The organism is Streptomyces glaucescens (genome assembly GCF_000761215.1).
GTDB lineage: Bacteria > Actinomycetota > Actinomycetes > Streptomycetales > Streptomycetaceae > Streptomyces > Streptomyces glaucescens_B.
On the sequence record NZ_CP009438.1, the window covers coordinates 905,644 to 928,105 of the forward strand.

Below are 22,462 nucleotides of genomic sequence, written 5' to 3' on the forward strand. Positions count from 1 at the left end.
CCCGCGCGGCGCACCCGGCGGCTCACCCCAGCGGCTTGACCAGCAGCTCGAACTCGAGATCCGGCCGCTGCGGGATGCCGAAGCGCTCGTCGCCGTACGGGAAGGGCGACATCCGTCCCGTACGGCGGTAGCCGCGCCGCTCGTACCAGGCGATCAGGTCCTCGCGCACGGAGATCACGGTCATGTGCATCTCCCGCACGCCCCAGGTCTCCCGGGCCCGCCGCTCCGCCTCGGCGATCACGGCCTTGCCCAGGCCCGCCCCCTGGAGCGTCGGGCTGACCGCGAACATGCCGAAGTAGGCGTACTCGCCGCGGTGTTCGAGCTGGCAGCAGGCGACCACGGCGCCGTCCCGCTCCACGACCAGCAGCCGGCTGTCGGGCGACTTCACGACCTCCAGCACACCCTCCGGATCGGTCCGCTGCCCCTCGAGGATGTCCGCCTCGGTGGTCCACCCGGCCCGGCTGGCGTCCCCGCGGTACGCCGATTCGATCAGCGCCACCAACGTGTCCACGTCGGCGTCGGTGGCGTCGCGGTAGGTCAGTCCGGTGGTCGCGGTCTCCATGCGGTGGCTCTCCGATTCTCGGCGCGGCTCGGGCTCGGACGAGGGTAACCCCACCGCTAGGGCCTGTCGTTCGGATTACCCCGGCGTCGCGGGGCCCGGCACGCGCATCCGCGGCGTTGTCGTCGGTCGCCGACGCTCCGCGCCGACTCCCTCCTCCGCCGTGCAGCCGCACGCACCAGACCCCGCTCGGGTCGGTCGAGAGGCTCCGGACCTCAAGCCGGGCTGATCCAGACGAAAGGCCCTAGGCTCCGGTGCATGGTGCATGTACTCGGCAGCCGGATTCTGCTGCGCCCCACCGATCCCGAGCGGTCCCGGACGTTCTACGGCGAGCGGCTGGGGCTCGCCGTCTACCGGGAGTTCGGCACCGGCCCGCAACGGGGCACCGTCTACTTCCTCGGCGGCGGCTTCCTGGAGCTCTCCGGCCGCTCCGACACCCCGCCCTCCCCCGCCGTACGGCTCTGGCTCCAGGTCGCCGACGTGCACGCGGCCCACGACGAGCTGCGCGCCGCGGCGGTGGAGATCGTCCGGCCGCCGGTGGTGGAACCGTGGGGCCTGGCCGAGATGTGGATCGCCGATCCGGACGGGGTGCCGATCGTGCTGGTGGAGGTCCCGGCGGACCACCCCCTGCGGTACCGGCCGGGGATCTGACCAATTCCGATCCGGCCCGGCGCGTCGCGCTGCCGTGCGGCACCGGCCGGGCCGGGGTCGGCTGCGTCCCGCACCGCTGGGCCCGGCCCGGCCCGGATGGCCGCCGGGCGGGGCCGGGGCTAGCGTGCTGGCAGGGGCGCCCCGGCGTCTCCGCGCCCCGCCCGCCTGCGGAAGGAACGCCATGAAGCTCGACGCGCCGGTGACCGGTGGCCCCTGCTGGGCGGAGCTGGGGACCAGCGACCTGGAGGCGGCCCGGCGGTTCTACACGCGGCTGTTCGGCTGGCGGCCCGAGACGGATCCGCGTCAGGAGGCGGGCGGCTACTGTGTCGCCCACCTCGGTGACGAGCCGGTCGCGGCGCTCGCCCCGCTGTACCAGGAGACGCAGCCGGTGGCCTGGAACGTGTCGTTCGCCGTGGCCGACGCGGACGCCACCGCCCGGCTGGTGCAGGAGGCGGGCGGAAAGGTCCTGCTCGGGCCCATGGACGTGTTCGACCTGGGCCGGTTCGTCGTGGCCTTCGACCCGGGCGGGGCCGCCTTCCAGCTGTGGCAGGCGCGCGAGTTCACCGGCGCGGGCGTGCTCAACGCGCCGGGCGCGCTCGGCTGGGTGGAGCTGCTGACCCGGGACCCCGCGCGCGCGGAGCGCTTCTACACCACGGTCTTCGGCTGGTCGGTGCGCCCCTCGGAGCACTACCCGCAGTTCGGCGTCGGCGACGCGGACTTCGGCGGCATGATCACGATGGACGACAAGTTCCCGCACGAGGTGCCCCCGCACTGGCTGCCGTACTTCGCCGTCGAGGACGTGGACGACGCCGCCGCGACGGCGACCGCGGCGCACGGGACCGTGCTCATGGAACCCACGTCGGTGCCGGAGAGCCCGCGCATCGCGGTGCTGCGGGACCCGCAGGGGGCGATGTTCGGGGTGTACCGGGCCGCCGACGAGAGATGACGTGTTCCCGCCGGGACTTGCCCTGAAGTGCGCTCCAGCTCCTACCGTCGACCGCACGAACTGCTGAGAGGGAAAGCGACGTGCGGTACACACTGTTCGGCAGGACCGGTCTGCGGGTGAGCGAGCTGAGCCTCGGTGCCATGGTCATGGGCGACGGCCTGGACCACGGCTCCGACAAGGACACCAGCGCGCGGATCCTCGACGCCTACGCGGACGCGGGCGGCAACTTCGTCGACACCGCGAACATCTACGCCGGCGGCGCCTCGGAGCGCATCCTGGGCCAGTTGCTGGAGGGGCGGCGCGACGCGTTCGTGCTGGCCAGCAAGTACACGTGTGCGACCCGTGACGGCGACGTCAACGCCGCCGGGAACCACCGCAAGAACCTGGTGCGGTCGGTGGAGGCCAGCCTGGAGCGGCTGCGCACCGACCGGCTGGACGTGCTGTGGGTGCACGCCCGCGACAACTTCACCCCGGTCGAGGAGGTGATGCGGGCCCTGGACGACCTGGTACGGGCGGGGAAGGTGCTCTACCTCGGCGTCTCGGACTGGGCGGCGTGGGAGATCGCCCAGGCCGGCACGCTCGCCGAGCTGCGCGGCTGGACGGCGTTCGCGGGCTCCCAGCTGCGCTACAACCTGCTTGAGCGCACCCCGGAGCGCGAACTGCTCCCCCAGGCCCGGGCCTACGACCAGGCCGTGCTGGCGTGGGCGCCGCTGGCGGCCGGGAAGCTCACCGGCAAGTACCTGCGGGACGAGCCGGGCCGCCTCGGCGCGGCGGGTGCCGCGGGCGACCCGCGCGAGGAGGCCGTCGTCAAGGCGGTGGTGGAGGTCGCCGAGCAGGGCGGCTGGAGCCCGGCGCAGGTGGCGCTGGCGTGGCTGCTGGGCCGGCCCGGCAACGTGGTGCCGATCGTCGCCGCGACCAGGGAGAGCCAGCTCGCCGACAACCTGGGCGCCGTGGACGTCCGGCTCGACGCGGACGCCGTCGCCCGGCTCGACGAGGTGAGTGCCGTACCGCTGGGGTTCCCGCACGACTTCCTCCGTGAGCCCCGCGTCACCCGGACCGTCTACGGCGACCGGTGGACCGCCATCGACGAGCGCCGCTCCACCTACCGGCGCACCGCGCACGACGTGCTCTGAGCCGCGCCGGCCGGGCTCAGGTCCGCAGCCCGCCCAGCCGGCCCTCCAGCTGGGTGAGCAGATCACCGAGCAGGCCGGCGAGTTCACCCTGCTCGGTGGCGCCGAGTCCGGACAGCACGGCACTCTCGTACGCGAGCTGGTCGGGCAGCAGTCCGTCGACGAGCTCCCGGCCGGCGTCGGTGAGGCGGACGTGGGCCACCCGGCGGTCGCGCACGTCACCGCGCCGCTCGACCAGGCCGCGCTCGGTGAGCTGCTTGAGCCGTTTGGTGACGGCGGCGCCCGAGGAGAAGGTCTCCCGGGCCAGTTCCCCGGGTGTCAGCTCGTGGCCGGTGCGGCGCAGCGCGCCGAGCAGGTCGAACTCGGGGCGGCTGAGCCCCGCCCGGCGCAGCGGGGCGTCCTCGGCCTGCTGGAGGAGGGCGGCGCAGCGGTTGACCCGGCCGATGATCTCCATGGGTGCGGTGTCGAGGTCCGGGTGGACGGCCCGCCACTGCCGTACGACGGCGCCCACGGTGTCGGCCCGCGCGGCCTCGTCACTCGCTGCCGCACCCGGCCGCCCGTTCGTCGCCGTCATGGCCGTGGATCCTCCGTGCTGTCGTCCGCCGTCGCGCGGAACGCCGCCGCGCCGTACGCCGGCGGGCCGTCCGCCGTCGTCTCGGCCGCGTGCCCGTCCGGGGTGAGTCCGCGGCGTACCGTCTCGGCGAGGGTACGGTGTCCGGCCTGCTCGGCGTGCTCCACCCGGTCCCCGGGCGGGGTGCGCTGCCGCCATTCGCCGGACGCGGCGTCGGCCGCGGCGCGCAGCTCGACCAGCGCGGCGGCGAGGCCGCTGCGGGCGGCCTCCAGGGCGGCGGGCGCGGGCTGCGGCTCGGCGAGCAGGCGGGCGGCGCGCTCGCGGGCCCGCTCGGTGGCGGCGAGGGCGGCGCCGAGGCGGGTGCCCGCACGGCGGTTGGTGACCACGACGGCGGCGGCGAGGCCGACCAGCGCGCCGACGAGGGTGTCCACGATCCGCTCGGTGACAAGGTCGCCGGGGTCCTGGTAGCCGGTGAACTCGGTGATGAGCAGCGCCATGGGGGTCACGCAGACGCTGCCGAGCCAGTAGTTGCGGCTGATCAGCGCCTCCGCGCCGAAGCTGAAGGCGAGACAGCACAGGACGAGGGCGGCCTGGCCGAGGTGGGCGAGCGGGGCGACGGCGGCGAAGACGAGGACGCCGACGAGGTTCCCCACGACGCGCTGCACGCCCCGGCTCCAGGTGAGGGCGAGGCTGGCCTGGTAGAGGGCGGCGGCGGTGACCAGGGCCCAGTACGGCCGGCCGATGCCGAGGGCGAGCGAGGCGTATCCGGCCAGGGCGCACCCGAGGGCGGTGCGGGCGGCGACGGGTGCGAGCGGGACCAGCCGGTGCCACAGCCGCTCGGCGGGGCTCTCGCCCGTGTCCGGTGCGGGGAGCACGGGCTCTCCGTCGTACGGCCCGGGCCCGCGGCCGCGCAGCGCGCGGGCCCGGGCGCGCAGCCCCTCGGGGTCCGCGTCGGCGGGAGCGGCGAGGGCGAGCTCGGCGCGCAGCAGGAGGTGCGCGAGGGCGGGGCGGGCGGTTGCCGGACGGGCGCCGCCGGTGAGCAGGGCCTGCCGGGCGGCGAGGACGGCGGCGGTGGCGGCCGTGCGGGCGCGGGCGTGGCCCGGACCGGTGCCGCGGGTGGCGGCGTACGCGGCGGCGGCGGTGAGGGCCTGCGCGGTGGCGCGGCGCTCGGGGCCGTGCGGGCGGAGCAGGCCGGGTGCCATGCCCACCAGCCAGGCCCAGGCGCCCGCGGCGAGGCCCAGCGCGAGATGGCCGGGGACCTGGCCGAGGCTCTGCGGGGCGAACAGGGCGGCGGAGCTGACGAAGGTGAGGACGACGTTGCCGGGCGGTCCGAGGCGGGTGGCGTCGCTGAGCGCCTTCTGGGCGGCGGCGAGCAGCGCGCCGACGGTGACCAGCACGACCGCGTCACCGGTGAGCGCGGCCGTGACCAGGGCGACGGCGAGTCCGGCGAGCATGCCGAGCACGACCCCGGTCAGGACGCGGGCGCGGGCGGCGTAGGGGCGGTGGTGGGCGTAGAGGGCGCACAGCGAGCCGGCCATCGTGTACGGGGCCAGGTCGAGGCGGCCGAGGGCGAGCAGGAGCAGGTTGGGCGGCGCGACGGAGACGACGACGCTGAGGGCGGGTTTGAACCAGATCTCCGACGGGCGGCCGAGGCGGAGTGCCGCGGCGAGCGGAAGCCGGCGTGGGCGGGAGGGCGTCGGGGACGGGTTCGTACTGCGCATCCGAGAACCTTAACAGGTGTTTTACTCGTGAAACATCGAGCGTACCTGCCCGTCGCATGCGTGCTCCCCCGGATGCCACCCCGTGTACTTCCGTGCGCTCGCGTGCGCACCGCCCGGGCCGGGCAGTCCTCGACCGACCGTCGAGCGGGGAGGCGCGTGTGCACGGACCGGCCGAGTCCGGATGGCTGCTGGCCGCGCTCTGCGCGGGGACCGGCGCGTACTGCCTGCTGCGGATGCGCAGCGGCGTCGAGGAACAGCGCCGGACCGCGGGCGGCGAGGCGCTGATGGGATTCGGCATGGCCGCCATGGCCGTCCCGGCGGCCGTCTTTGCACCGCCGGCGTGGGCGTGGGGCGGGTACGCGGCGCTCTTCGGGGCGGTGGCGCTGCGCGCGCTGTGGGCGGCGCGGACCGGTGCGCACCATCTGCACCACCTGGTGGGCGCGCTGGCCATGGTCTACATGGCGGTGGTGATGGCGGGCACCCCGGCGGGCGGGCACGCCCACGGCACCGGGATCCCGCTGCTGACCGATGGACTGCTGCTCTACTTCGCCGGTTACGTGCTGCTGGCGGGCGCGCGGCTGGTCCCCGTCCCCGCCGTGGCGGGCGCGTCGGGCGCGAAGGGCTGGGGCGACCGGCCCGAACTGGCGCGGGCCTGCCGGCTGTCCATGGGGATCGCGATGGTGGCCATGCTGCTGACGATGTGAGGGCACCGGCGGCCGGTCGGCTGCGGCACGGCGAGATCCGTCGTGGTCTGCGTCACTTCACGGCAGCGGGCCGTACCGCGCGGTAGCCGGCGCTCATAGGGTTGAGCCCATGATGGTCCCCGCGGCACTGCTGCTGCTCGGCGCCCTGACCGCCGTCGCGGCTCCCCGGCTGCTCGCCCGGGCCGACTGGCCGGACCGCGAACCGGTGGTCGCACTGTGGGTGTGGCAGTGCGTGGTGGCGGCCGTACTGCTGTGCTGCGCGCTGTCGATGACCCTGAGCGCGGCCGCCGCCTGGCGGGCGGTGCGCGGCCATGTGTTCGCCCCGGCGCCGCGCGCGGTCGTGGAGGCCTACGCGCTCGGGACGGCCGGCCCCTGGGCGGCGGCCCTGGCGGTGACGCTCGCCCTCGGCGGGCTGTGGAGTGCCGCGATGCTGGTGCGCGAGGTGGCGCGGGCCCGCGCCCGGTGGCGGCGGCGGCGCGCCGAACTTCTCGTCCGCGCCCCGGAGTTGCCCGGCGAGGAGGCCGGTGGCAGGGGGCTGGTCGTCCTGGAGGACGACCGTGCGGACGCCTGGTGGCTGCCGGGCAGCCGGCCCCGGCTCGTCGTCACCACCGCCGCGCTGCGCCGCCTGGAGGGACGCCGGCTGGACGCCGTCCTCGCCCACGAGCAGGGCCACGCGCGCGCCCGGCACGACTGGCTGCTGCACTGCTCGGGCGCGCTCGCGGCCGGGTTCCCGCAGGTGCCGGTGTTCGCGGCGTTCCGCGACGAGATGCACCGGCTGGTGGAACTCGCCGCCGACGACGCGGCCTCACGACGGTTCGGCCGGCTCACGACCGCGCTGGCACTGGTGGAACTCAACGAGGAACGGGGTGTGTTCGGCCCCGGGCCCGCCCCGCAGGCGCAGCTCCCGCAGCGCGTGAACCGCCTGCTCGCTCCCCCGGACCGGCTCACCGCGGCCCGCCGGCTCCGTCTGACCGCCGCGGCGGCCCTGGTGCCCGTGGTGCCGGTGCTGGTGACGTTCGGTCCCGGGCTGCGGGCGCTGGGCTGACGGACGGCGGTCGCCGGGGCCACGGCGACTGGCCGGCCGGGTTGGCCCACCGCCCCTCCCTTCGGCGAGGATCGCACCATGCACTCCCCCTCCGTCGACTCCCCGCCCCGTCCGCCCCGGCACGACCGCGCGGTGCGCGCCGGCACCGTACTGGCCCTGTGCTCGGTGCTGCTGCTCACTCTCGTCGCCGCGGAATGGAAGCCGTTGCTCTCCTTCGACGGCGACGTCTCCCGCACCACGCACCGCTGGGCGGTCGGCGACCCCGCCCTCACCCAGACCTGCCGGATCCTGACGGACTGGGTGTGGGATCCGAACACCATGCGCCTTCTGTGCGGGGTGGTCGTGGTGTGGCTGGCGTGGCGGGCCAGAGCGCGGTGGACGGCGCTGTGGCTGGTGGCGACGGTCGCGCTGGGCACCGCGCTGCAGCAGGCCGTGAAGGCCGCGGTGGGCCGCGAACGGCCCGTCTGGCCCGACCCCGTCGACTCCGCCCACTACGCGGCCTTCCCCTCCGGCCACGCGATGACCGCCACCCTGGTGTGCGGCCTGCTGCTGTGGCTGCTGCACCGCGCGGGCGCCGGCCGCGCCCTGTGGCGCACGGCGGTCACGGTGGCGGTGGTCTCGGTGGCCGGCGTCGGAGTGACCCGAGTCTGGCTCGGCGTCCACTGGCCGACCGACGTCCTCGGCGGCTGGCTGCTCGGCGCCGCGGTGGCGGCCCTGGCGGTCGCCGTCCACCAGCGGCTGCGTCCGTAGCACCTCGCTGCGGCGCCGCCCGTGTCCGGCCCTGGGGCCCTGCCGCCGCGCGGTGTGCGCCCGCCGAGGGGCGGCGCGACGGGGAGCCGGCGGGCCGGCCGATCGGGACGCCGCCCTCGGCGGCGGTCCCGGGCCGGCCGGGCCGCGGGCCCGGAGCCGGCCGCCCGCCTCGGACGATCCCCCGCGTCGCCCGAGGCAGGCGGCGTACCCGGACGGGTCCGGGCACGGGCCCGCCGGGACGCGTTGAGTATAGTTGGCTGGCAGCCAGTCAACGCAGGAGTTACAGGATGTCCCCTCGAAGCGCCGCGGTCAATGAAGAGTTGCGGCGCCGTTCCCGGGAACGGCTGCTCCAGGCGGCGGTGGAGCTCGTGGGTGAACGCGGTTACGACGCCACGACCTTGGGAGACATCGCGGACCGGGCGGGTTCGGCGCGCGGACTGGTGTCGTACTACTTTCCCGGCAAGCGCCAGCTCGTGCAGTCGGCGGTGCACCGGCTGATGCACCGCACGCTGGAGGAGGCGCTGGAACGCGAACCGCGTACCGAGGACGGCCGGGAGCGGATGGCGCGGGCCATCGACGCGATCCTGGGCCTGGCCCGCGACCGCACCGTGCTGATGCGCCAGCACATGGCCGGGCTGCTGCAGGCCGAGGGTTTCGTGCAGTGCCCGGAGCAGCAGCGGCTCGCGGAGCTGCTGCGCGACACCGTGGCCCGGCACGGCTCACGGGACACCGGGTGCGACTACCCGATGCTGCGCTCCCAGCTCATGGGCGCGGTCTACGCGATGGTGCTGCCGAACGTGGGGATGCCCATCTCCCCCTTGCGCGCCGAGTTGTTCCGGCGCTACGGCCTGGACTGGGAGCTGGGTTCCCCGCCGGACACCGAGGCGTCCGGCGGGGGGTGCGACCGGGACCTGTCGCGGTTCTTCGCGACGGAGCCCCCGGCCGCCGGTCAGTCGAAGTAGTCCGGCTGTGTCTGGACGTTGAGCTCATCCAGCCGGACCCGCTGCGCGGGGTCCGTGCGGCGGTCGTCGATCCTCAGGACGTCGAAGCCCTTGACCATGTCGTTCGAGTAGATGTGGCCGTTGTAGTAGTACGCCGACCAGGAGCCGCCGCCGGCCAGGCGCTCGGTGCTGATGGGGCCGCGCTCGAAGTAGGCGATCTCCTTCGGCCTGGAGGAGTCGGTGAAGTCCCAGACGGAGACACCGCCCTGGTACCAGGCCTGGACCATGAGGTCCTTGCCCTTGACCGGGATCAGCGAACCGTTGTGGGCCACGCAGTTCTCGGTGTCCGCCTGGTGGCGGGGGATCTTGTAGTAGCTGCGGAAGACCAGTTTGCGCTTGTCGCCCTTGCCGGCGATGTCGTAGATGCCGTCCGCGCCGCGGTTCGGGCCGACGGCCGCGTTGCAGGTGGCCGCGCCGCCGCCGCCCAGCTCGTCGGTGAAGACGACCTTGTCGGCCTTCTGGTTGAAGGTCGCCGAGTGCCAGAACGCGAAGTTGACGTTGTCCTGCACCTGGTCGATGACCTTCGGGCGCTCGGGGTCCTTGATCGAGAACAGGATGCCGTCGCCCATGCACGCGCCGGCCGCGAGGTCCTTCGAGGGCAGCACGGTGATGTCGTGGCAGCCGGTGGTCTTGGAGACACCCGGGTTGACGGGCCCGCCCGGGTTGCCGCCGCCGTCCTCGCCCTCCCCCGGGAACAGCACCGGGAAGCCCACGACCGCCGCCTTCTCGGGGGCGTGGCGCGGCACCTTGATGACGGAGATGCCGTCGTGCGGCGGACGGCAGTCGGGGTAGGCGGCGTTGGGCGAGTAGGAGGAGACGTAGATGTAGACGTTGCGGCGCTCGGGCACCAGCGTGTGGGTGTGCGAGCCGCAGGCGGTCTCGACGGCGGCGACGTACTTCGGGTTCCGCTTGTCGCTGATGTCGAAGACCTTCATGCCCTCCCAGGACGACTTCTCGGTCGCGGGCTGGGTGGTGCTGTTGCAACTGCTGTCGCTGCGCGAGGAGTCGGTGGACAGGAACAGCAGGTCGCCGGAGACGGAGATGTCGTTCTGCGAGCCGGGACACAGCACCTGGGCCACCGTCTTCGGTGACCTCGGGTCGGAGATGTCGAAGATCCGGAAGCCGTCGTAGTTGCCGGCGAAGGCGTACCTGCCCTGGAAGGCCAGGTCGGAGTTGGTGCCCGGCAGCACGTCCTTGGGGATGTTCGCCAGATGGCGGATGTTGGCGGAGTGGACTATCTCGTCCTGGCCGGGTATGTCCCCGCTCCGCACCGCCTCCCGCACCTCCTCGCGGGTGCTCTCCGAGATCTTCTTCTCCGCGGCGGGCGAGTCTCCGGGGTCGGGGGTGGCGACCGCGGGCTGGGCGCTGAGCAGCGCGGCCAGGAGCCCGGCCGCGGCCGTGGCGATTCCCAGGCGTCTGCGCCGTGTTCGGGGATTGCTCGACAGGGTCACTGCTTCCTCCCTTGTTCCCTTCGCAAGGGAACGGTTCACGGACCCCCGAAGTATCGTCGTCGTCATGCTCAAATCAACAGGGGGGCAACAGACATGTAATGAATGTTTTTGCCGAACAGTCCTCACCGACGTGTTAAGACGGACCCCGGCACTCACGAGGTGCGCCCCGCGTTCCGCCCGCCACAGGAGGTCGACGTGCTCCACCGCCGCACGCTGCGTGTCCCGGTCGCGCTGACCGCGCTGACCGCGCTGACCGTACTCGGACTCGGTGCCTGCGACTCCGGCCCGGCGCCCGGACCGGACCGCGCGAGCGGCCCCCCGGTGCTCGTGCCGGGCAAGCCGGGGGACGCCAACCGGACCCTGTCCGCGCAGGAGGCGGCCCAGCAGCGCGCCGACGACGACACGCCCAACTCGGCGGACGTGGAGTACGCCCGGATGATGGTCGAACACCACTCCCAGGCCCTGGAGATGACCGGACTCGTCCCCGACCGCGCCGCGTCGGCCCAGGTGAGGAAGGTGGCCGAGCGCATCGCGGCCGCCCAGGGGCCCGAGATCGACGTGCTCGAGGCCTGGCTGGACGAGCACGGCAGGGCGCGGAGCGCCGAGGGCCACGCGCGGCACGCCATGCCCGGCATGGCCACCGGGACCCAGCTGCGCGAGCTGCGGGCGGCCCGCGGGAAGGCCTTCGACCGGTTGTTCCTGACCCTGATGATCACCCATCACGAGGGGGCGATCACGATGGCGGCGGACGCCAAGGCGCAGGGGAACAACCTGAGGATCGAGGAGATGGCGGACGACGTGATCGCCCAGCAGACGAGCGAGATCACCCGGATGCGGCGGATGCTGTGACGCCGGCCGGCGGATGACACCCGACCGCGCGCCGGCGCTCAGCCACGCCGTGCGTGACGCGGGGTCAGGAAGCCCGCGTCACGCGCCTGCGCGATCATCCTGAGCGACTTGCGGCGGCTGTGCCCGGTCGCGCACATCACCGCGAGCACCGGATCGACGCCATCCTGCTGTGCGGCCCGGTACTCCTCCGCGACCAGCCACCGCCCCTGGATTCCGGGCGGCCACGGCGGCCGGGCCCGGCGCGCGCCCGTACCCGCGCACCCGCCGTCGCCCTCGCCGCTCCCCGTCACGATCCCGCACGCCTCGCACAGCGGTCCCTCGATCCAGTCGGCGAGTTCCGTGAGGTCGTCGAGGGAGATCGCGGGCCGGGCCCGGACGTCCTCCAGGGAGATGTTCCCGTCCGCCAGCACGGCGAGCGCCTCCACGCCGGCCCCGTCGGGGAAGGCCAGCCGCACCTGGAACCAGGCGGTCGCGCCGCCGTCCTCCCGCACCTGCCACGCGGGCCACACGGAGACCGCGCCATCCTCCGGCCGTCGATCGGACAGATTGAGAAAGGATGCCTCCAGCACACGCGCAACGTAACCTCATGATCACATGCCGCACGAACGGACACGCGTCCGCCCTGCGCGACGGCACCCTGTCAGCGCAGCCCCGCCGGTGCGATGCTGGAACCGGCCGCGAACAACGGGACGAAGGAGTTCCGCCGTGCTGCGAGTCGCCGTCGTAGGCTCCGGACCGAGCGGGGTCTACTCCGCCCAGACCCTCGTCCAGCAGGAGCCCCTGGCGCGGGTCGACGTGCTGGACCGGCTGCCGTGCCCGTACGGCCTGGTGCGGTACGGCGTGGCGCCCGACCACGAGAAGATCAAATCGCTGCAGAACAGTCTGCGGACCGTGCTGGAGCACGAGCGCGTGCGGTTCCTCGGCGGTGTCCAGGTCGGGGCGGGCGGTGTGCCGGCCGCCCGGCTGCGGGAGCTGTACCACGCGGTGGTGTACTGCGTGGGCGCCGCCACCGACCGGCACCTGGGGATCCCCGGGGAGGAGCTGCCCGGCAGCTGGTCGGCGACCCAGTTCGTGTCCTGGTACAGCGCCCACCCGGACGCCGTCGACGGCGGCTTCGTACGCGACGCCCGGTCGGCCGTGGTCATCGGGGCCGGGAACGTCGCGGTGGACGTCACCCGGATCCTGGCACGCGGCGCGGCCGAACTGAGCCCCACCGACATGCCGGACGCCGCGCTGCGCTCGCTCGCCGCGAGCCGGGTGACCGACATCCGGATGGTGGGCCGGCGCGGACCGTCCCAGGCCCGGTTCACCACCAAGGAACTGCGGGAGCTGGGCGCGCTGCCGGAGGCCGACGTGCTCGTCGACCCGGCCGACCTGGCGCTGGACCCCGCCTGCGCCGACCCGTCCGCGCTGCCCGCCGCCCAGCGCCGCAACGTCGAGGTGCTGCGGAGCTGGGCGGACGCGACGCCGCGGGGTGCGCCGCGCCGGATCCGGCTCCGCTTCTTCCTGCGCCCCGTCGAGCTGCTCGCCGAGGCGGGGCGGGTGGGCGCGGTGCGGTTCGAGCGGACCGCGCCGGACGGGCGGGGCGGGGTGGTGGGCACCGGCGAGTTCCAGGTGGTCGAGGCGCAACTGGTGCTGCGGTCGGTGGGGTACCGCGGGGTGCCGCTCGAGGGGCTGCCGTTCGACGCCGCCACCGGCACGGTGCCGCACCTGGCCGGGCGGGTGCTGCGGAACGGAGCCGTCGCGCCGGGCGAGTACGTCGCGGGCTGGATCAAGCGGGGCCCGACAGGTGTGATCGGCACCAACCGGCCGTGCGCCAAGGAGACGGTGACCTCGCTGCTGGAGGACGCCCCCGCCCTGGCCCGCCGGGAGGTGCCCGCGGATCCGACGGCCGTGCTGCGCGCCGAGGGCGTCGAGCCGGTGGAGTGGGAGGGGTGGCGGGCCATCGAGCGGGCGGAGGCGGAACTGGGCGCGGCGCTGGGCCGGGGCGTGGTGAAGCTGCCCGACTGGCGGTCCCTCATGGCGGCGGCCCACGGCGACGCCCCGCGGCCCGCCGTACAGGGGCCGCACGGCCCTGGGGGGCGGCCGTAGCGTGCCGGTCCCGGGGGCCGCACGGCCCTGGGGGGCGGCGGTAGCGTGCCGGTCCCAGGGGCCGCACGGCCCTGGGGAGCGGCGGTAGCGTGCCGGTTCCGGGGGCCGCACGGCCCTGGGGAGCGGCCGTAGCGTGCCGGTCCCGGGGGCCGCACAGCCCCGGGGAGCGGCCGTAGGCGGTTTCCGTCGAGGGGCCGCTCGCCCTCGGGGCGCCGGCGAGCCGCGTCCCCGCGGCGGCTCGCCCCCAGGGGTGTCTCTAGCCGAGCCGGGCGGACTGGCGGGCCGCGGCGCCGAGGAGGGCGTCGAGGAGCCCGGGGAAGAGTGCGTCCAGGTCGTCCCGGCGCAGACCGTTCATCTTGGCCGTGCCCCGGTAGATCTGCCGGATGACCCCGCTCTCGCGCAGCACCCGGAAGTGGTGGGTGGTGGTCGACTTGGTGACCGGCAGCACGAACTGCGAACAGGACAGTTCGTCGCCGTCGGCGGCGAGTTCGCGCACGATCCGCAGCCGCATCGGGTCGGACAGCGCGTGCAGCACGCCCTCCAGCCGGATCTCGTCGCGCGCCGGGTGGGGCAGGGTGCGGCTGGCACGGGCGGTGGTCACGGCTGCTGGCTCCACTTCGTCGGGACACCCATCGTACGAGAGGCATCGTAGTTTGACATCCGCCGTACTACGATGCCTATCGTACGAACCCAGCCTTCGGTCCGTGACGAATGGAGCCCGCCGTGACCGCGCTCTTCGAGCCCTTCACCCTGCGCGACGTGACGATCCCCAACCGCGTGTGGATGCCGCCGATGTGCCAGTACTCCGCGGCCCCCGAAGGGCCCGAGGCCGGTGTGCCGCACGACTGGCACTTCGCCCACTACGCGGCCCGCGCGGCCGGCGGCACGGGCCTGATCGTCGTCGAGGCCACCGCGGTCGCCCCCGAGGGCCGCATCTCGCCCTACGACCTCGGGATCTGGAACGACACCCAGGCCGAGGCCTTCCGCCGGATCACCCGTTTCCTCACCGGCCAGGGCACCGTGCCGGCCATCCAGCTCGCCCACGCCGGACGCAAGGCCTCCACCGACCGGCCCTGGAAGGGCGGGGCGCCGCTGGGCCCGGACGCGCACGGCTGGCAGCCGCTCGCGCCGAGCGCGGTCCCCTTCGACGAGCGGCACCCCGTCCCGGCCGAGCTGACGCCCGCGGACATCCGCGCGATCGTCGGGCAGTTCGCCGACGCGGCCCGCCGCGCGCTGGCCGCCGGGTTCGAGATCGCCGAGATCCACGGCGCCCACGGCTACCTGATCCACGAGTTCCTCTCCCCGCACTCCAACCACCGCACCGACGCCTACGGCGGCTCGTACGAGAACCGCACCCGGTTCGCCCTGGAGGTCGTCGACGCCGTCCGGGAGGTCTGGCCGGACGACAAGCCGCTGTTCTTCCGCGTGTCGGCGACCGACTGGCTGGAGGAGGGCGGCTGGACCCCCGACGACACGGTCCGCCTGGCCCGCGACCTCCAGGCCCACGGCATCGACCTGCTCGACGTCTCGACCGGCGGGAACGCCGCCGCCGTCCGCATCCCCACCGGACCCGGCTACCAGGTGCCCTTCGCCGCGCGGGTGAAGGCCGAGACCACCCTGCCGGTCGCGGCGGTGGGTCTGATCACCGAAGCCGAGCAGGCCGAGAAGATCCTCTCCAACGGGGAGGCGGACGCCGTGCTGCTCGGCCGGGAGTTGCTGCGCAACCCCTCCTGGGCCCGGCACGCGGCGCGGGAGCTGGGCGGCGAGGTGCGGGTGCCGGACCAGTACCACCGGTCCGTCTGAGCCCGCCACGGCGCACGGCCCGGGCGCGTCGTCCACGGCACACAGGGCCGGGGCGCGCCGCTCGCGGCGCAGCGCCCGGGCGCGCCACCCCCGCCGCACAGGGCCTGCCACGCCGCCCGCCGCGCACGGCCCCGCGGCGCCGCCGCCGTACCGGACGGGCGGCGGCGCCGCGGGCTCAGGCTCCGGCCGGCCCGGTGACCCGGCCCGCCACCACGGCCGGCCGCGACGGAATGTCCCCGGTGCCGCGCGAGCCGGCCGCGCGGGCCAGCCGCAGCACCGTCCGCTCCAGGTCCGGCAGCACCCGCTGTCCCGCCACCGCCAGGGTGATCGCCATCGCGACACCCGCCCACGCGAGGGGGCCGAGCGGGGTGCAGCCGACCAGACGGCTGGCGCCGGGGGTCTGGACGAGGGCCACCAGGGCGGCGGCCGAGCCCAGCGCGGTCACCTGGACCAGCGGACTGTCGCGGCGGTCCAGCAGGGTCTGCGCGAGCTGGGTGCCGACCACCGCGCACAGTGCCATCGTCGTCGTACGGCGGGCCGTGCCCGGGGTGAACCGGCCGAACAGCCAGGCGGCGACCGCGCCCAGGCAGGTGGTCAGCGCCCGATGCCGGATCTGCCGCATCAGCGGCGCGCCCAGCAGCGAGGTGCCCAGCGGCCCGGTCGACTCGGTCTCCGCGGGGTCCTGCTGCGGGGTGACCGCGACGGCCATCGCAGGGAACAGGTCGGTGAACAGGTTCACCAGCAGCATCTGACGGGTCGACAGCGGCGCCGCGCCCGCGAGCAGGGTGCCCAGGATGCCGAAACCGACCTCGCCCGCGTTGCCCCCGATGAGGATGGCGACGGAATCGGCGACACTGTGCCACAGGGCCCGGCCCTCGCCGACCGCCTCCACGAGGACGGTCAGGTCCTCGCCGGTGAGCACCAGGTCGGCGGCGTTGCGGGCGGCCGCGGAGCCGCGGGCGCTGATGCCCACGCCGATGTCGGCGGCCCGGATGGCGGCGGCGTCGTTGGCCCCGTCGCCCACCATCCCGACCACCCGGCCGGCGTCCCGCAGCGCCTCGACCACCTGGAGCTTCTGCTCGGGCGCCACCCGCGCCACCACGTCCGCGTCGCGCAGCATCCGGGACCGCTCGCCGCGGTCCGCGGCCGCCAGGTCGTCGCCGGTGACGACGGCGGTGTCCTCCGGCCAGCCCAGGTCGAGCGCGATCGCCCGCGCGGTCTGCGGATGGTCGCCGGTCAGCATCACCGGCCGGACGCCCGCCGCGCGCAGCCCGCGCACCAGGACGTCGGACGTCTCGCGGGCCACGTCGGCCAGCGCGAGCAGTCCCACGAACTCCAGGTCGTGCGGCTGCTCGTCGCATACCTCGGCGTCGTCCTCGGTCTCGGCCAGGCGGCGCCGGGCCACCGCGAGCACCCGCAGGCCGTCGGCGGCCAGCGCGTGCGCGGTCTCCTCCGCGTGCGCGGGCAGCTCGCGGCAGGCCGGCAGCACGACCTCCGGGGCGCCCTTGACCTCGAACACCCGCACGCCGTCCGCCACGCGGCCCACCGCGCCCGCGTAGCCGCGCCCCGCCTCGAACGGCCGGGCCTCGGTCTGCGTCCACTCCGGGTCGTCGCGGCCGGCCGCCTCCAGCACGGCCTCGTCGGTGGCGTGCACCACCTTCTCGCCGCCTTCGAGCCGCGGGCAGGCCCGTACGGCGATCCGCAGCACCCGGGAGTCGCGGGCCTCGTCCAGGGCGCGGACCGTGCCGTCGGCCTCGGCCACCCGGACCAGGCGGAGCTGGTTCTCGGTGAGGGTGCCGGTCTTGTCGAAGCAGATGGTGTCCATCCGGCCCAAAGCCTCCAGGGCCCGCGGGGTGCGCACCAGGACCCCGCGCCGGCTCAGCCGCCGCGCCGCCGCGAGCTGGCCCACGGTCGCCACCAGCGGAAGCCCCTCGGGCACGGCGGCCACCGCCACCGCCACGCCGCCGCTGACCGCCTCGCGGATCGGTGTGCCGCGCAGCAGGGAGAGGCCGGTGACCGCGGCGCCGCCCGCCATGGTGAGGGGGAGGGCCTGCCGGGTGAGTTCCTGGAGCCGGGCCTGGACGCCCCCGGCGGGCGGGGTGCGGGCGGCGAGGTGGACCGCCCGGGACGCCTCCGTGCGGTCGCCGGTCTCCACGACGACGGCCCGGGCGTGCCCGGCGACCACCGTGGTGCCCTCGAACACCATGCAGCGGCGCTCCGCGACGGCGGCGCTCGGAGTCGGCTCCACCTGCTTGCCGACGGGCAGCGACTCGCCGGTCAGCGCGGACTCGTCGACCTCCAGACCGTCCTCCCACAGCAGCCGGGCGTCGGCGGGCACCACGTCGTCGGCGTTCAGCTCGATCACGTCGCCGGGCACCAGCCGGGCCGCGTCCACGGTGCGCGGGCCGTGCCGCCGCCGGTCGCGCCGGGGCCGCGGGGATCCGGGTCCGCCGTCGGCGGTCACCCGGGCCTTCTGCTTCTGCTCCGCGACCAGCCCGGACAGCGCCCGCTCGGCCCGCAGCCGCTGCACGCCCCCGACGAGGGCGTTGAGGTCGAGCGCGCCGACGACGAGCAGGGCGTCGGCGACGGAGCCGAGGATGGCCGACGCGGCCGAGCCGACCGCGAGCACCGGGGTGAGGGGATCGTCGAGTTCGCTGCGCACGGCGCGGGCGAGCTGGAACGACCAGCGGGCGGGCGCCATGCCGGGCATCCGCGCGACCGTGCCGGTGGCCTCGCGCACCCGGCCCACCGCGTGCTCGAAGGCGGTTTCCTCGGCCTCGATCCGGTCGGCCAGCCGGGCCTGGACGGAGCGGGCGTGCAGGGCGTGCCAGGCCACCCGCGGGCGGGGGTGCGGAGCCCGCGCCAGTGCCACGCCGACGGCCGCGCGCACCCCGCCGAGCAGGGCCGCCGCGGCGCCCGCGTCGACCGGAGCGTGCCGCAGTCCGGGCAGCAGCGGGTGACTCCGGCGCCGGGACTCGCCCACGGCCACCAGCAGTCCGGACAGCGCGGCACCCGAGCGGGCGAGGGTCTGCGACCGGCGTCCGACCTTGCGGGCGGCGGGCACCGCGGCCAGCAGCCGCCACACGTCGGGCAGGCCGTGGTGGGTGAGCACGTCCGCGCCCCAGGCGACGGCCGCGTCGCGGTCGGTGAGGGCCACGGCCAGGTCTCCGGCGAACAGGGCCTCCAGCACGTCCGTGTCGTCGGCGGAGGCGGGCCGGGCCACGGTGATCACGCAGCCGTCGTCCCGGCGCAGCCGGTCCACCGCCTCGGCGGGCGGCCGGCCGGCGGGCACGATGTGGTCGGCGAGGCCGATGAAGTCGGTGAGGGCGGGGTCGTCGCCGACCACCACCCGCAGTCCCGCGCGGCGCGCCGCGTCGAGCACCGGCTCGGCCCACGGGTCGGCGTCGCCGTCCGGGGTGCGCAGTGCGCTGGGGTGCAGGAAGACCGTCCCGGCCGTCTCCAGGCGGCGCAGCCGCTGCTGGTCGCGGACCAGCACGCCGGTGCGGGCCAGGGCGCAGCTCAGGGTGGCGTGGAAGGCGGCGGGCCCGTAGCGGGCGGCCTTCGGGGAGCCGGCGAGCACCGCCTCGGCGGCCTCACCGGCGCTGTGCTTGACCAGGAGGGTCGCGAGGGCGCCGACGAGGGCGCCGGACTCGGCGTGGACGGCGTACTCCTGGGCCGGGGTGCGGCGCAGCGGCGGGCGCGGGAAGCGGTCCATGGCCACGCCGTCCCGGTGCGGGACGCACAGCCGGTCGTGGACGGCGTCGAAGGCGGCGCCGCGTGCCAGGGTCTCGGCCAGTCCGCAGGTGCGCAGCGAGCCGTCGAGCAGCAGGGCGACCGGGTTCTGGCCGGCGCCGTGCACGGCGGCGTTGACGGCGGCCAGCAGCAGGTCGGCCCGGGAGTCGCCGGTCCGCGCGCGCAGCCAGGAGCGGAACCGGGGGTGTTCGCGCAGCAGGGTGTTGCCCGCCGACACGAACGTGGGCGAGGGCGGCAGCCGCAGCGCGGAGGCGGCGAACGCGCCCGCGATGCCGAGCGCGTCGACGCCCAGCGCCAGCAGGGCGGTGCGCACCCCGACCGGGTCGCCGGGGTGGGCGAACTCCTCCACCGACTCGTCGTCGGGGACCAGTCCGTGCCGTTCGGCGAGGGCGGCCGCCTTCTCCAGGACCGTGTCGGCGACGGCGGCCTCGGTCGCGGCCACCACCAGGCGGGACAGCCCGCCGTCCCAGTACGCGTACGCCACGTCGGGCCGGTCGGCGAGCGCGGCGGCCACCCGCCGGGCGGCGTGCGCCGTCCCGCCCGTCTCGTGGGCCCGCCCCGGCTCGGCGGTCCTGAGCGCCAGGTGGGCCCGCCGCCCGGCCCGCCAGTGCTGCCCCTGCCCGGGCAGCACGGCGGCCCGCGCGACCCGTGCCACCCGTACGGCGGAGTCCGCGCCGCGCACTCCGGCCCGTGCCGTCCCGGCCGCCGCACCCGCGGCCATGCCGACGGCGGGCGCGGTCCCGCGCGCCAGCAGCCGCGGCCCGGCCTGCAGGGCACCGGACACGGCCGTCAGCGGCCCCGTCAGCAACCCCATCGCACACCTCAGCTCGTTGTCAGCCTGCTCGGTTCTCGGTCGGTTGGTGTCCGCATCTCCTGGGTCCGCGGCCGGTTCGCGCTCCACACCGGTCGTCGGTGGTCCGTCATGGCCCTCGGTGGTCCGTCACGGCCCTCGATGACCCGTCACGACCCTGCCGGTCCGTTCTCGGTCGTCGGCGGTCGGTTCCCGGGCACCGGCACCGGGGACCGGTCCGCGATCAGCTCTCGCTCGGTCGTTCTCCCGCGCTGCCCATGGCCGCGGTGCGCCGCCGGGCCGCGGTGCGGCGGTGGGCGTTCGCCGCCTTGATGGTCGTCGTGCCCGTCCCGTGCGCCGTCTTCGAGCGGGCGGCCGTCGTCCGATGGCCCGGCACCGCCGTCCCGCCGGTCTCCGGCTCGCGGTCGCCGGACACCCGGGTACGCCCGACGGACGCCGTGGACAGGGCCCCGGAGGAGGCGCCCGTGCCGGACCGCGTCGCCCTGGAGGCCGTGGCACCCCCAGAGGCCGCCCTGCGCGACGCGGTGCTCGTCGTCGCCCTGGCCGCCGCACCGCCACCGGCCGTCGCCGGTGCCGCGCCGCCGTCCTGCCCCGACCGCTGTTCCTGCCGCTGCCCGGGCTTCGGCTGGGTCAGCCAGGCCACGGCCGCTCCGGCGACCGCCACGGGCCACTCGACGACACCCGCGGCGCCGAGCAGCCCGGCTCCGGTGTAGACCGCGATCCGGCGCCCGCGCGGCGACACCGCCCCGACCGTGTCCAGGGTGCCCTCGGCGGCCTTGCTCACCATGCCCGCGCCGGGCATCCGGCGCAGTGCCGAACCGGTGACGCGCACCGGTCCCGTCAGAACGGAGGACGGCTTCAGCCGTGTCATGACTCCCCGCCTCCCTCGGATGGGGTGTGTGCACGGCCCGAGTTCCCGGGAAACACCCGGTCACCCGTTGTGGGCGGGGCAAACGCGAGTGGCCGGAGGAATTCCCTCCGGCCACCGTGGGGCCCGTGCGTCAGGCGGTCGCGCAGACGGTCCCGTTGAGCGTGAAGGCACCGGGCGCCGCGCTGTCGCCGCGGTGGCCGGCCTGGTAGCCGATGGTCACCGAGGCGTTCGGCGCGAGGGTGGCGTTGTACGCGGCGTTCGTCGCCGTCACCGCGCCGGTGACCGGGGCGTACGTGGCGCCCCAGCCGTTGGTGATGGTCTGGCCGGCCGGGAGGGTGAAGCCCAGGCGCCAGCCGTTGACCGCCGTCGTACCGGTGTTGGTGATCGTCACGGAGGCGGTGAGTCCGGTGCTCCAGGCGCTGGTGGTCGCGGTGACCTTGCAGCCGGACGGCTGCGGCTGCGGGCCCGGGCCCTGGCCGTCCAGGCCGAAGAAGGTGAGCACGCGCGCGCCCATGGTGCCGTAGGCGTACAGGTTGTGTCCGACGCCCTGGAGGCTGATGGCCTCCACGGGGGCGCGGTCACCGGTGCCGCCGTAGCGGGTGCGGGTCCAGCCGGTGGCGGGGGTGTCGGTGGACGCCGGGGTCTGGCCGGTGCCCAGGACGTTCGTCCACTGCTTGATCTCCTCGCCGAAGTTGGGGTAGCGCAGCACGTCGTCCTGCGTGCCGTGCCACAGCTGCATCCGGGGCCGTGGGCCGGTGTAGCCGGGGTAGGCGGCGCGGACCAGGTCGCCCCACTGCTGCGGGGTGCGGGTCACGGTGCCGTTCGCGCAGGCGCTGTTCCACTCGGATCCGTCGGTGGTGGCGAAGCAGCCGAAGGGGACGCCGGCGAAGGCGGCGCCCGCGGCGAACACGTCCGGGTAGACGCCCAGCAGGACGTTGGTCATCATCGCGCCGGAGGAGATGCCGGTGGCGAAGACCCGCTTCGGGTCGGCGTCGTAGGTGTCGAGGACCCAGTCGACCATCGACTTGATGCCGGCCGGGTCGCTGCCGCCGCCGCGGCGCAGGGCCTGCGGGGAGGAGACGTCGAAGCACTTGCTGGACCGGGTGACCGACGGGTAGACGACGATGAAGCCGTGGCGGTCGGCGAGCGAGGCGTACTCGGTGCCGTTGTACATCGCCGGCCCGGAGCCGGTGCAGTAGTGGACGGCCACCAGGACCGCCGGGTTCGGGGTGACGCTCTCCGGCACGTACAGGTACATCTGGAGATTGCTGGGGTTGCTGCCGAAGCCGGTGACCTCGGTCAGGGTGGCGTAGGGCACGGCGGCTGCGGCGTCGGTGCGGGCGGCGGCCGGTGGTGCGGCGAGGAGCAGCGCGGCGAGGAGCGTCACGAGCGCTCCGTGGAGCGCGGCGAGCGCTGTGCGCAGGGGTCCTCTCCTCGCGGTGGTGCCGGCGGTGGCGGACACGTGGTCGTCCCTTCCTGATCGCGGCTCGGGGTCGTTCGGTGCGGGAGCACCAGCGGTGCGAAAGGCGCCGTGGGAGCGCCGGGGGAGCGCCGCTCCAGCTCTGTGGAAGCGCTCCCACACCGTCACACGGGGGCCGCCGCGCCAGCGTTCACCGCAATCGCGTTCCCCTCGGGTCTGGCTGAATCCGTGCTGCGCGAGCCGTTGACCAGAAAGCGCTTGCCCTTTACGGTCCCGTTCAACAGCGTGACCGATCGGCACCGTCCAGGCACCGTGAGGCCGCGTTCCCCGCACTC

19 protein-coding genes are annotated in these 22,462 nt (G+C 75.3%); 10 read left to right on the plus strand and 9 right to left on the minus strand.

Translation table 11 applies throughout. The features are described from left to right. Window positions 1-22 precede the first annotated feature (22 nt). Complete coding sequence (locus SGLAU_RS03915) at window positions 23-562, minus strand: GNAT family N-acetyltransferase (protein WP_043498403.1); 540 nt, start codon at window positions 560-562, stop codon at window positions 23-25. 255 nt (window positions 563-817) lie between these two features. Here SGLAU_RS03915 and SGLAU_RS03920 point away from each other — a divergent pair, with 255 nt between their 5' ends. The 3 genes from SGLAU_RS03920 (at window position 818) to SGLAU_RS03930 (ending at window position 3,289) form a co-directional block, all read left to right on the plus strand. Then, on the plus strand, window positions 818-1,210 hold the full coding sequence (locus tag SGLAU_RS03920; RefSeq protein WP_043498405.1) for a VOC family protein: 393 nt from the start codon (window positions 818-820) through the stop codon (window positions 1,208-1,210). 181 nt (window positions 1,211-1,391) lie between these two features. Continuing rightward, a complete protein-coding gene (locus SGLAU_RS03925; RefSeq protein ID WP_043498408.1) occupies window positions 1,392-2,156 on the plus strand; it encodes a VOC family protein in 765 nt (254 codons plus the stop codon). Window positions 2,157-2,236: 80 nt separating this feature from the next. Next, window positions 2,237-3,289 carry an aldo/keto reductase gene (locus tag SGLAU_RS03930; RefSeq protein ID WP_043498410.1) on the plus strand — a complete coding sequence of 351 codons (1,053 nt, stop codon included), beginning with the start codon at window positions 2,237-2,239 and terminating at the stop codon, window positions 3,287-3,289. A 16-nt stretch (window positions 3,290-3,305) separates the two neighbouring features. Here the strand turns inward: SGLAU_RS03930 and SGLAU_RS03935 are convergent, their stop codons facing one another. Both SGLAU_RS03935 and SGLAU_RS03940 read right to left on the minus strand, forming a co-directional pair. After that, on the minus strand, window positions 3,306-3,860 hold the full coding sequence (locus tag SGLAU_RS03935) for a MarR family winged helix-turn-helix transcriptional regulator (RefSeq protein ID WP_043498412.1): 555 nt from the start codon (window positions 3,858-3,860) through the stop codon (window positions 3,306-3,308). Next, complete coding sequence (locus SGLAU_RS03940; protein ID WP_078957580.1) at window positions 3,857-5,578, minus strand: FUSC family protein; 1,722 nt, start codon at window positions 5,576-5,578, stop codon at window positions 3,857-3,859. Before SGLAU_RS03940 ends, SGLAU_RS03935 begins: the two co-directional genes overlap by 4 nt. Window positions 5,579-5,736: 158 nt before the next feature. Here SGLAU_RS03940 and SGLAU_RS03945 point away from each other — a divergent pair, with 158 nt between their 5' ends. From SGLAU_RS03945 to SGLAU_RS03960, 4 genes are all read left to right on the plus strand, one after another. Beyond that, window positions 5,737-6,282 (plus strand): DUF5134 domain-containing protein, encoded by a 546-nt coding sequence (locus tag SGLAU_RS03945; protein WP_043498414.1) that lies wholly within the window; start codon window positions 5,737-5,739, stop codon window positions 6,280-6,282. A 109-nt stretch (window positions 6,283-6,391) separates the two neighbouring features. Continuing rightward, entirely contained in the window at window positions 6,392-7,327 is a 936-nt protein-coding gene (locus SGLAU_RS03950; RefSeq protein ID WP_043498415.1) for a M56 family metallopeptidase, read from the plus strand. A gap of 78 nt (window positions 7,328-7,405) precedes the next feature. Beyond that, a complete protein-coding gene (locus SGLAU_RS03955; RefSeq protein WP_043498417.1) occupies window positions 7,406-8,077 on the plus strand; it encodes a phosphatase PAP2 family protein in 672 nt (223 codons plus the stop codon). Window positions 8,078-8,364: 287 nt separating this feature from the next. Continuing rightward, a complete protein-coding gene (locus tag SGLAU_RS03960) occupies window positions 8,365-9,039 on the plus strand; it encodes a TetR/AcrR family transcriptional regulator (RefSeq protein WP_043498418.1) in 675 nt (224 codons plus the stop codon). Here the strand turns inward: SGLAU_RS03960 and SGLAU_RS03965 are convergent. After that, window positions 9,027-10,529, minus strand: coding sequence for an LVIVD repeat-containing protein (locus tag SGLAU_RS03965; RefSeq protein ID WP_043498420.1), 1,503 nt, complete (start codon window positions 10,527-10,529; stop codon window positions 9,027-9,029). The two genes, SGLAU_RS03960 and SGLAU_RS03965, sit on opposite strands and share 13 nt — an antisense overlap. A 195-nt stretch (window positions 10,530-10,724) precedes the next feature. On the opposite strand from SGLAU_RS03965, the gene SGLAU_RS03970 reads away from it, so the two are divergent. Further along, window positions 10,725-11,378, plus strand: coding sequence for a DUF305 domain-containing protein (locus tag SGLAU_RS03970; protein ID WP_043498422.1), 654 nt, complete (start codon window positions 10,725-10,727; stop codon window positions 11,376-11,378). Between the two features lie 38 nt (window positions 11,379-11,416). Here the strand turns inward: SGLAU_RS03970 and SGLAU_RS03975 are convergent, their stop codons facing one another. After that, window positions 11,417-11,947, minus strand: a complete 531-nt coding sequence (locus SGLAU_RS03975; RefSeq protein WP_208868880.1) for a DUF6214 family protein — start codon at window positions 11,945-11,947, stop codon at window positions 11,417-11,419. Between the two features lie 136 nt (window positions 11,948-12,083). Here SGLAU_RS03975 and SGLAU_RS03980 point away from each other — a divergent pair, with 136 nt between their 5' ends. After that, a complete protein-coding gene (locus SGLAU_RS03980; RefSeq protein WP_052413600.1) occupies window positions 12,084-13,469 on the plus strand; it encodes an FAD-dependent oxidoreductase in 1,386 nt (461 codons plus the stop codon). A gap of 256 nt (window positions 13,470-13,725) precedes the next feature. Here the strand turns inward: SGLAU_RS03980 and SGLAU_RS03985 are convergent, their stop codons facing one another. Then, window positions 13,726-14,070, minus strand: coding sequence for an ArsR/SmtB family transcription factor (locus tag SGLAU_RS03985; RefSeq protein ID WP_043498424.1), 345 nt, complete (start codon window positions 14,068-14,070; stop codon window positions 13,726-13,728). A gap of 122 nt (window positions 14,071-14,192) precedes the next feature. Between SGLAU_RS03985 and SGLAU_RS03990 the strand changes: the two genes are divergently transcribed. Continuing rightward, window positions 14,193-15,272 (plus strand): NADH:flavin oxidoreductase/NADH oxidase, encoded by a 1,080-nt coding sequence (locus SGLAU_RS03990; protein ID WP_043506233.1) that lies wholly within the window; start codon window positions 14,193-14,195, stop codon window positions 15,270-15,272. A 175-nt stretch (window positions 15,273-15,447) separates the two neighbouring features. Here the strand turns inward: SGLAU_RS03990 and SGLAU_RS03995 are convergent, their stop codons facing one another. The 3 genes from SGLAU_RS03995 to SGLAU_RS04005 all read right to left on the minus strand — a co-directional run bounded on the left by SGLAU_RS03995 (window position 15,448) and on the right by SGLAU_RS04005 (window position 22,169). Further along, a complete protein-coding gene (locus SGLAU_RS03995; RefSeq protein WP_078957582.1) occupies window positions 15,448-19,839 on the minus strand; it encodes a cation-translocating P-type ATPase in 4,392 nt (1,463 codons plus the stop codon). A gap of 220 nt (window positions 19,840-20,059) precedes the next feature. Continuing rightward, window positions 20,060-20,707, minus strand: coding sequence for a hypothetical protein (locus tag SGLAU_RS35845; RefSeq protein ID WP_208868881.1), 648 nt, complete (start codon window positions 20,705-20,707; stop codon window positions 20,060-20,062). Window positions 20,708-20,837: 130 nt separating this feature from the next. Next, window positions 20,838-22,169, minus strand: a complete 1,332-nt coding sequence (locus tag SGLAU_RS04005) for a PHB depolymerase family esterase (protein WP_043498426.1) — start codon at window positions 22,167-22,169, stop codon at window positions 20,838-20,840. Between the last annotated feature and the right edge of the window lie 293 nt (window positions 22,170-22,462).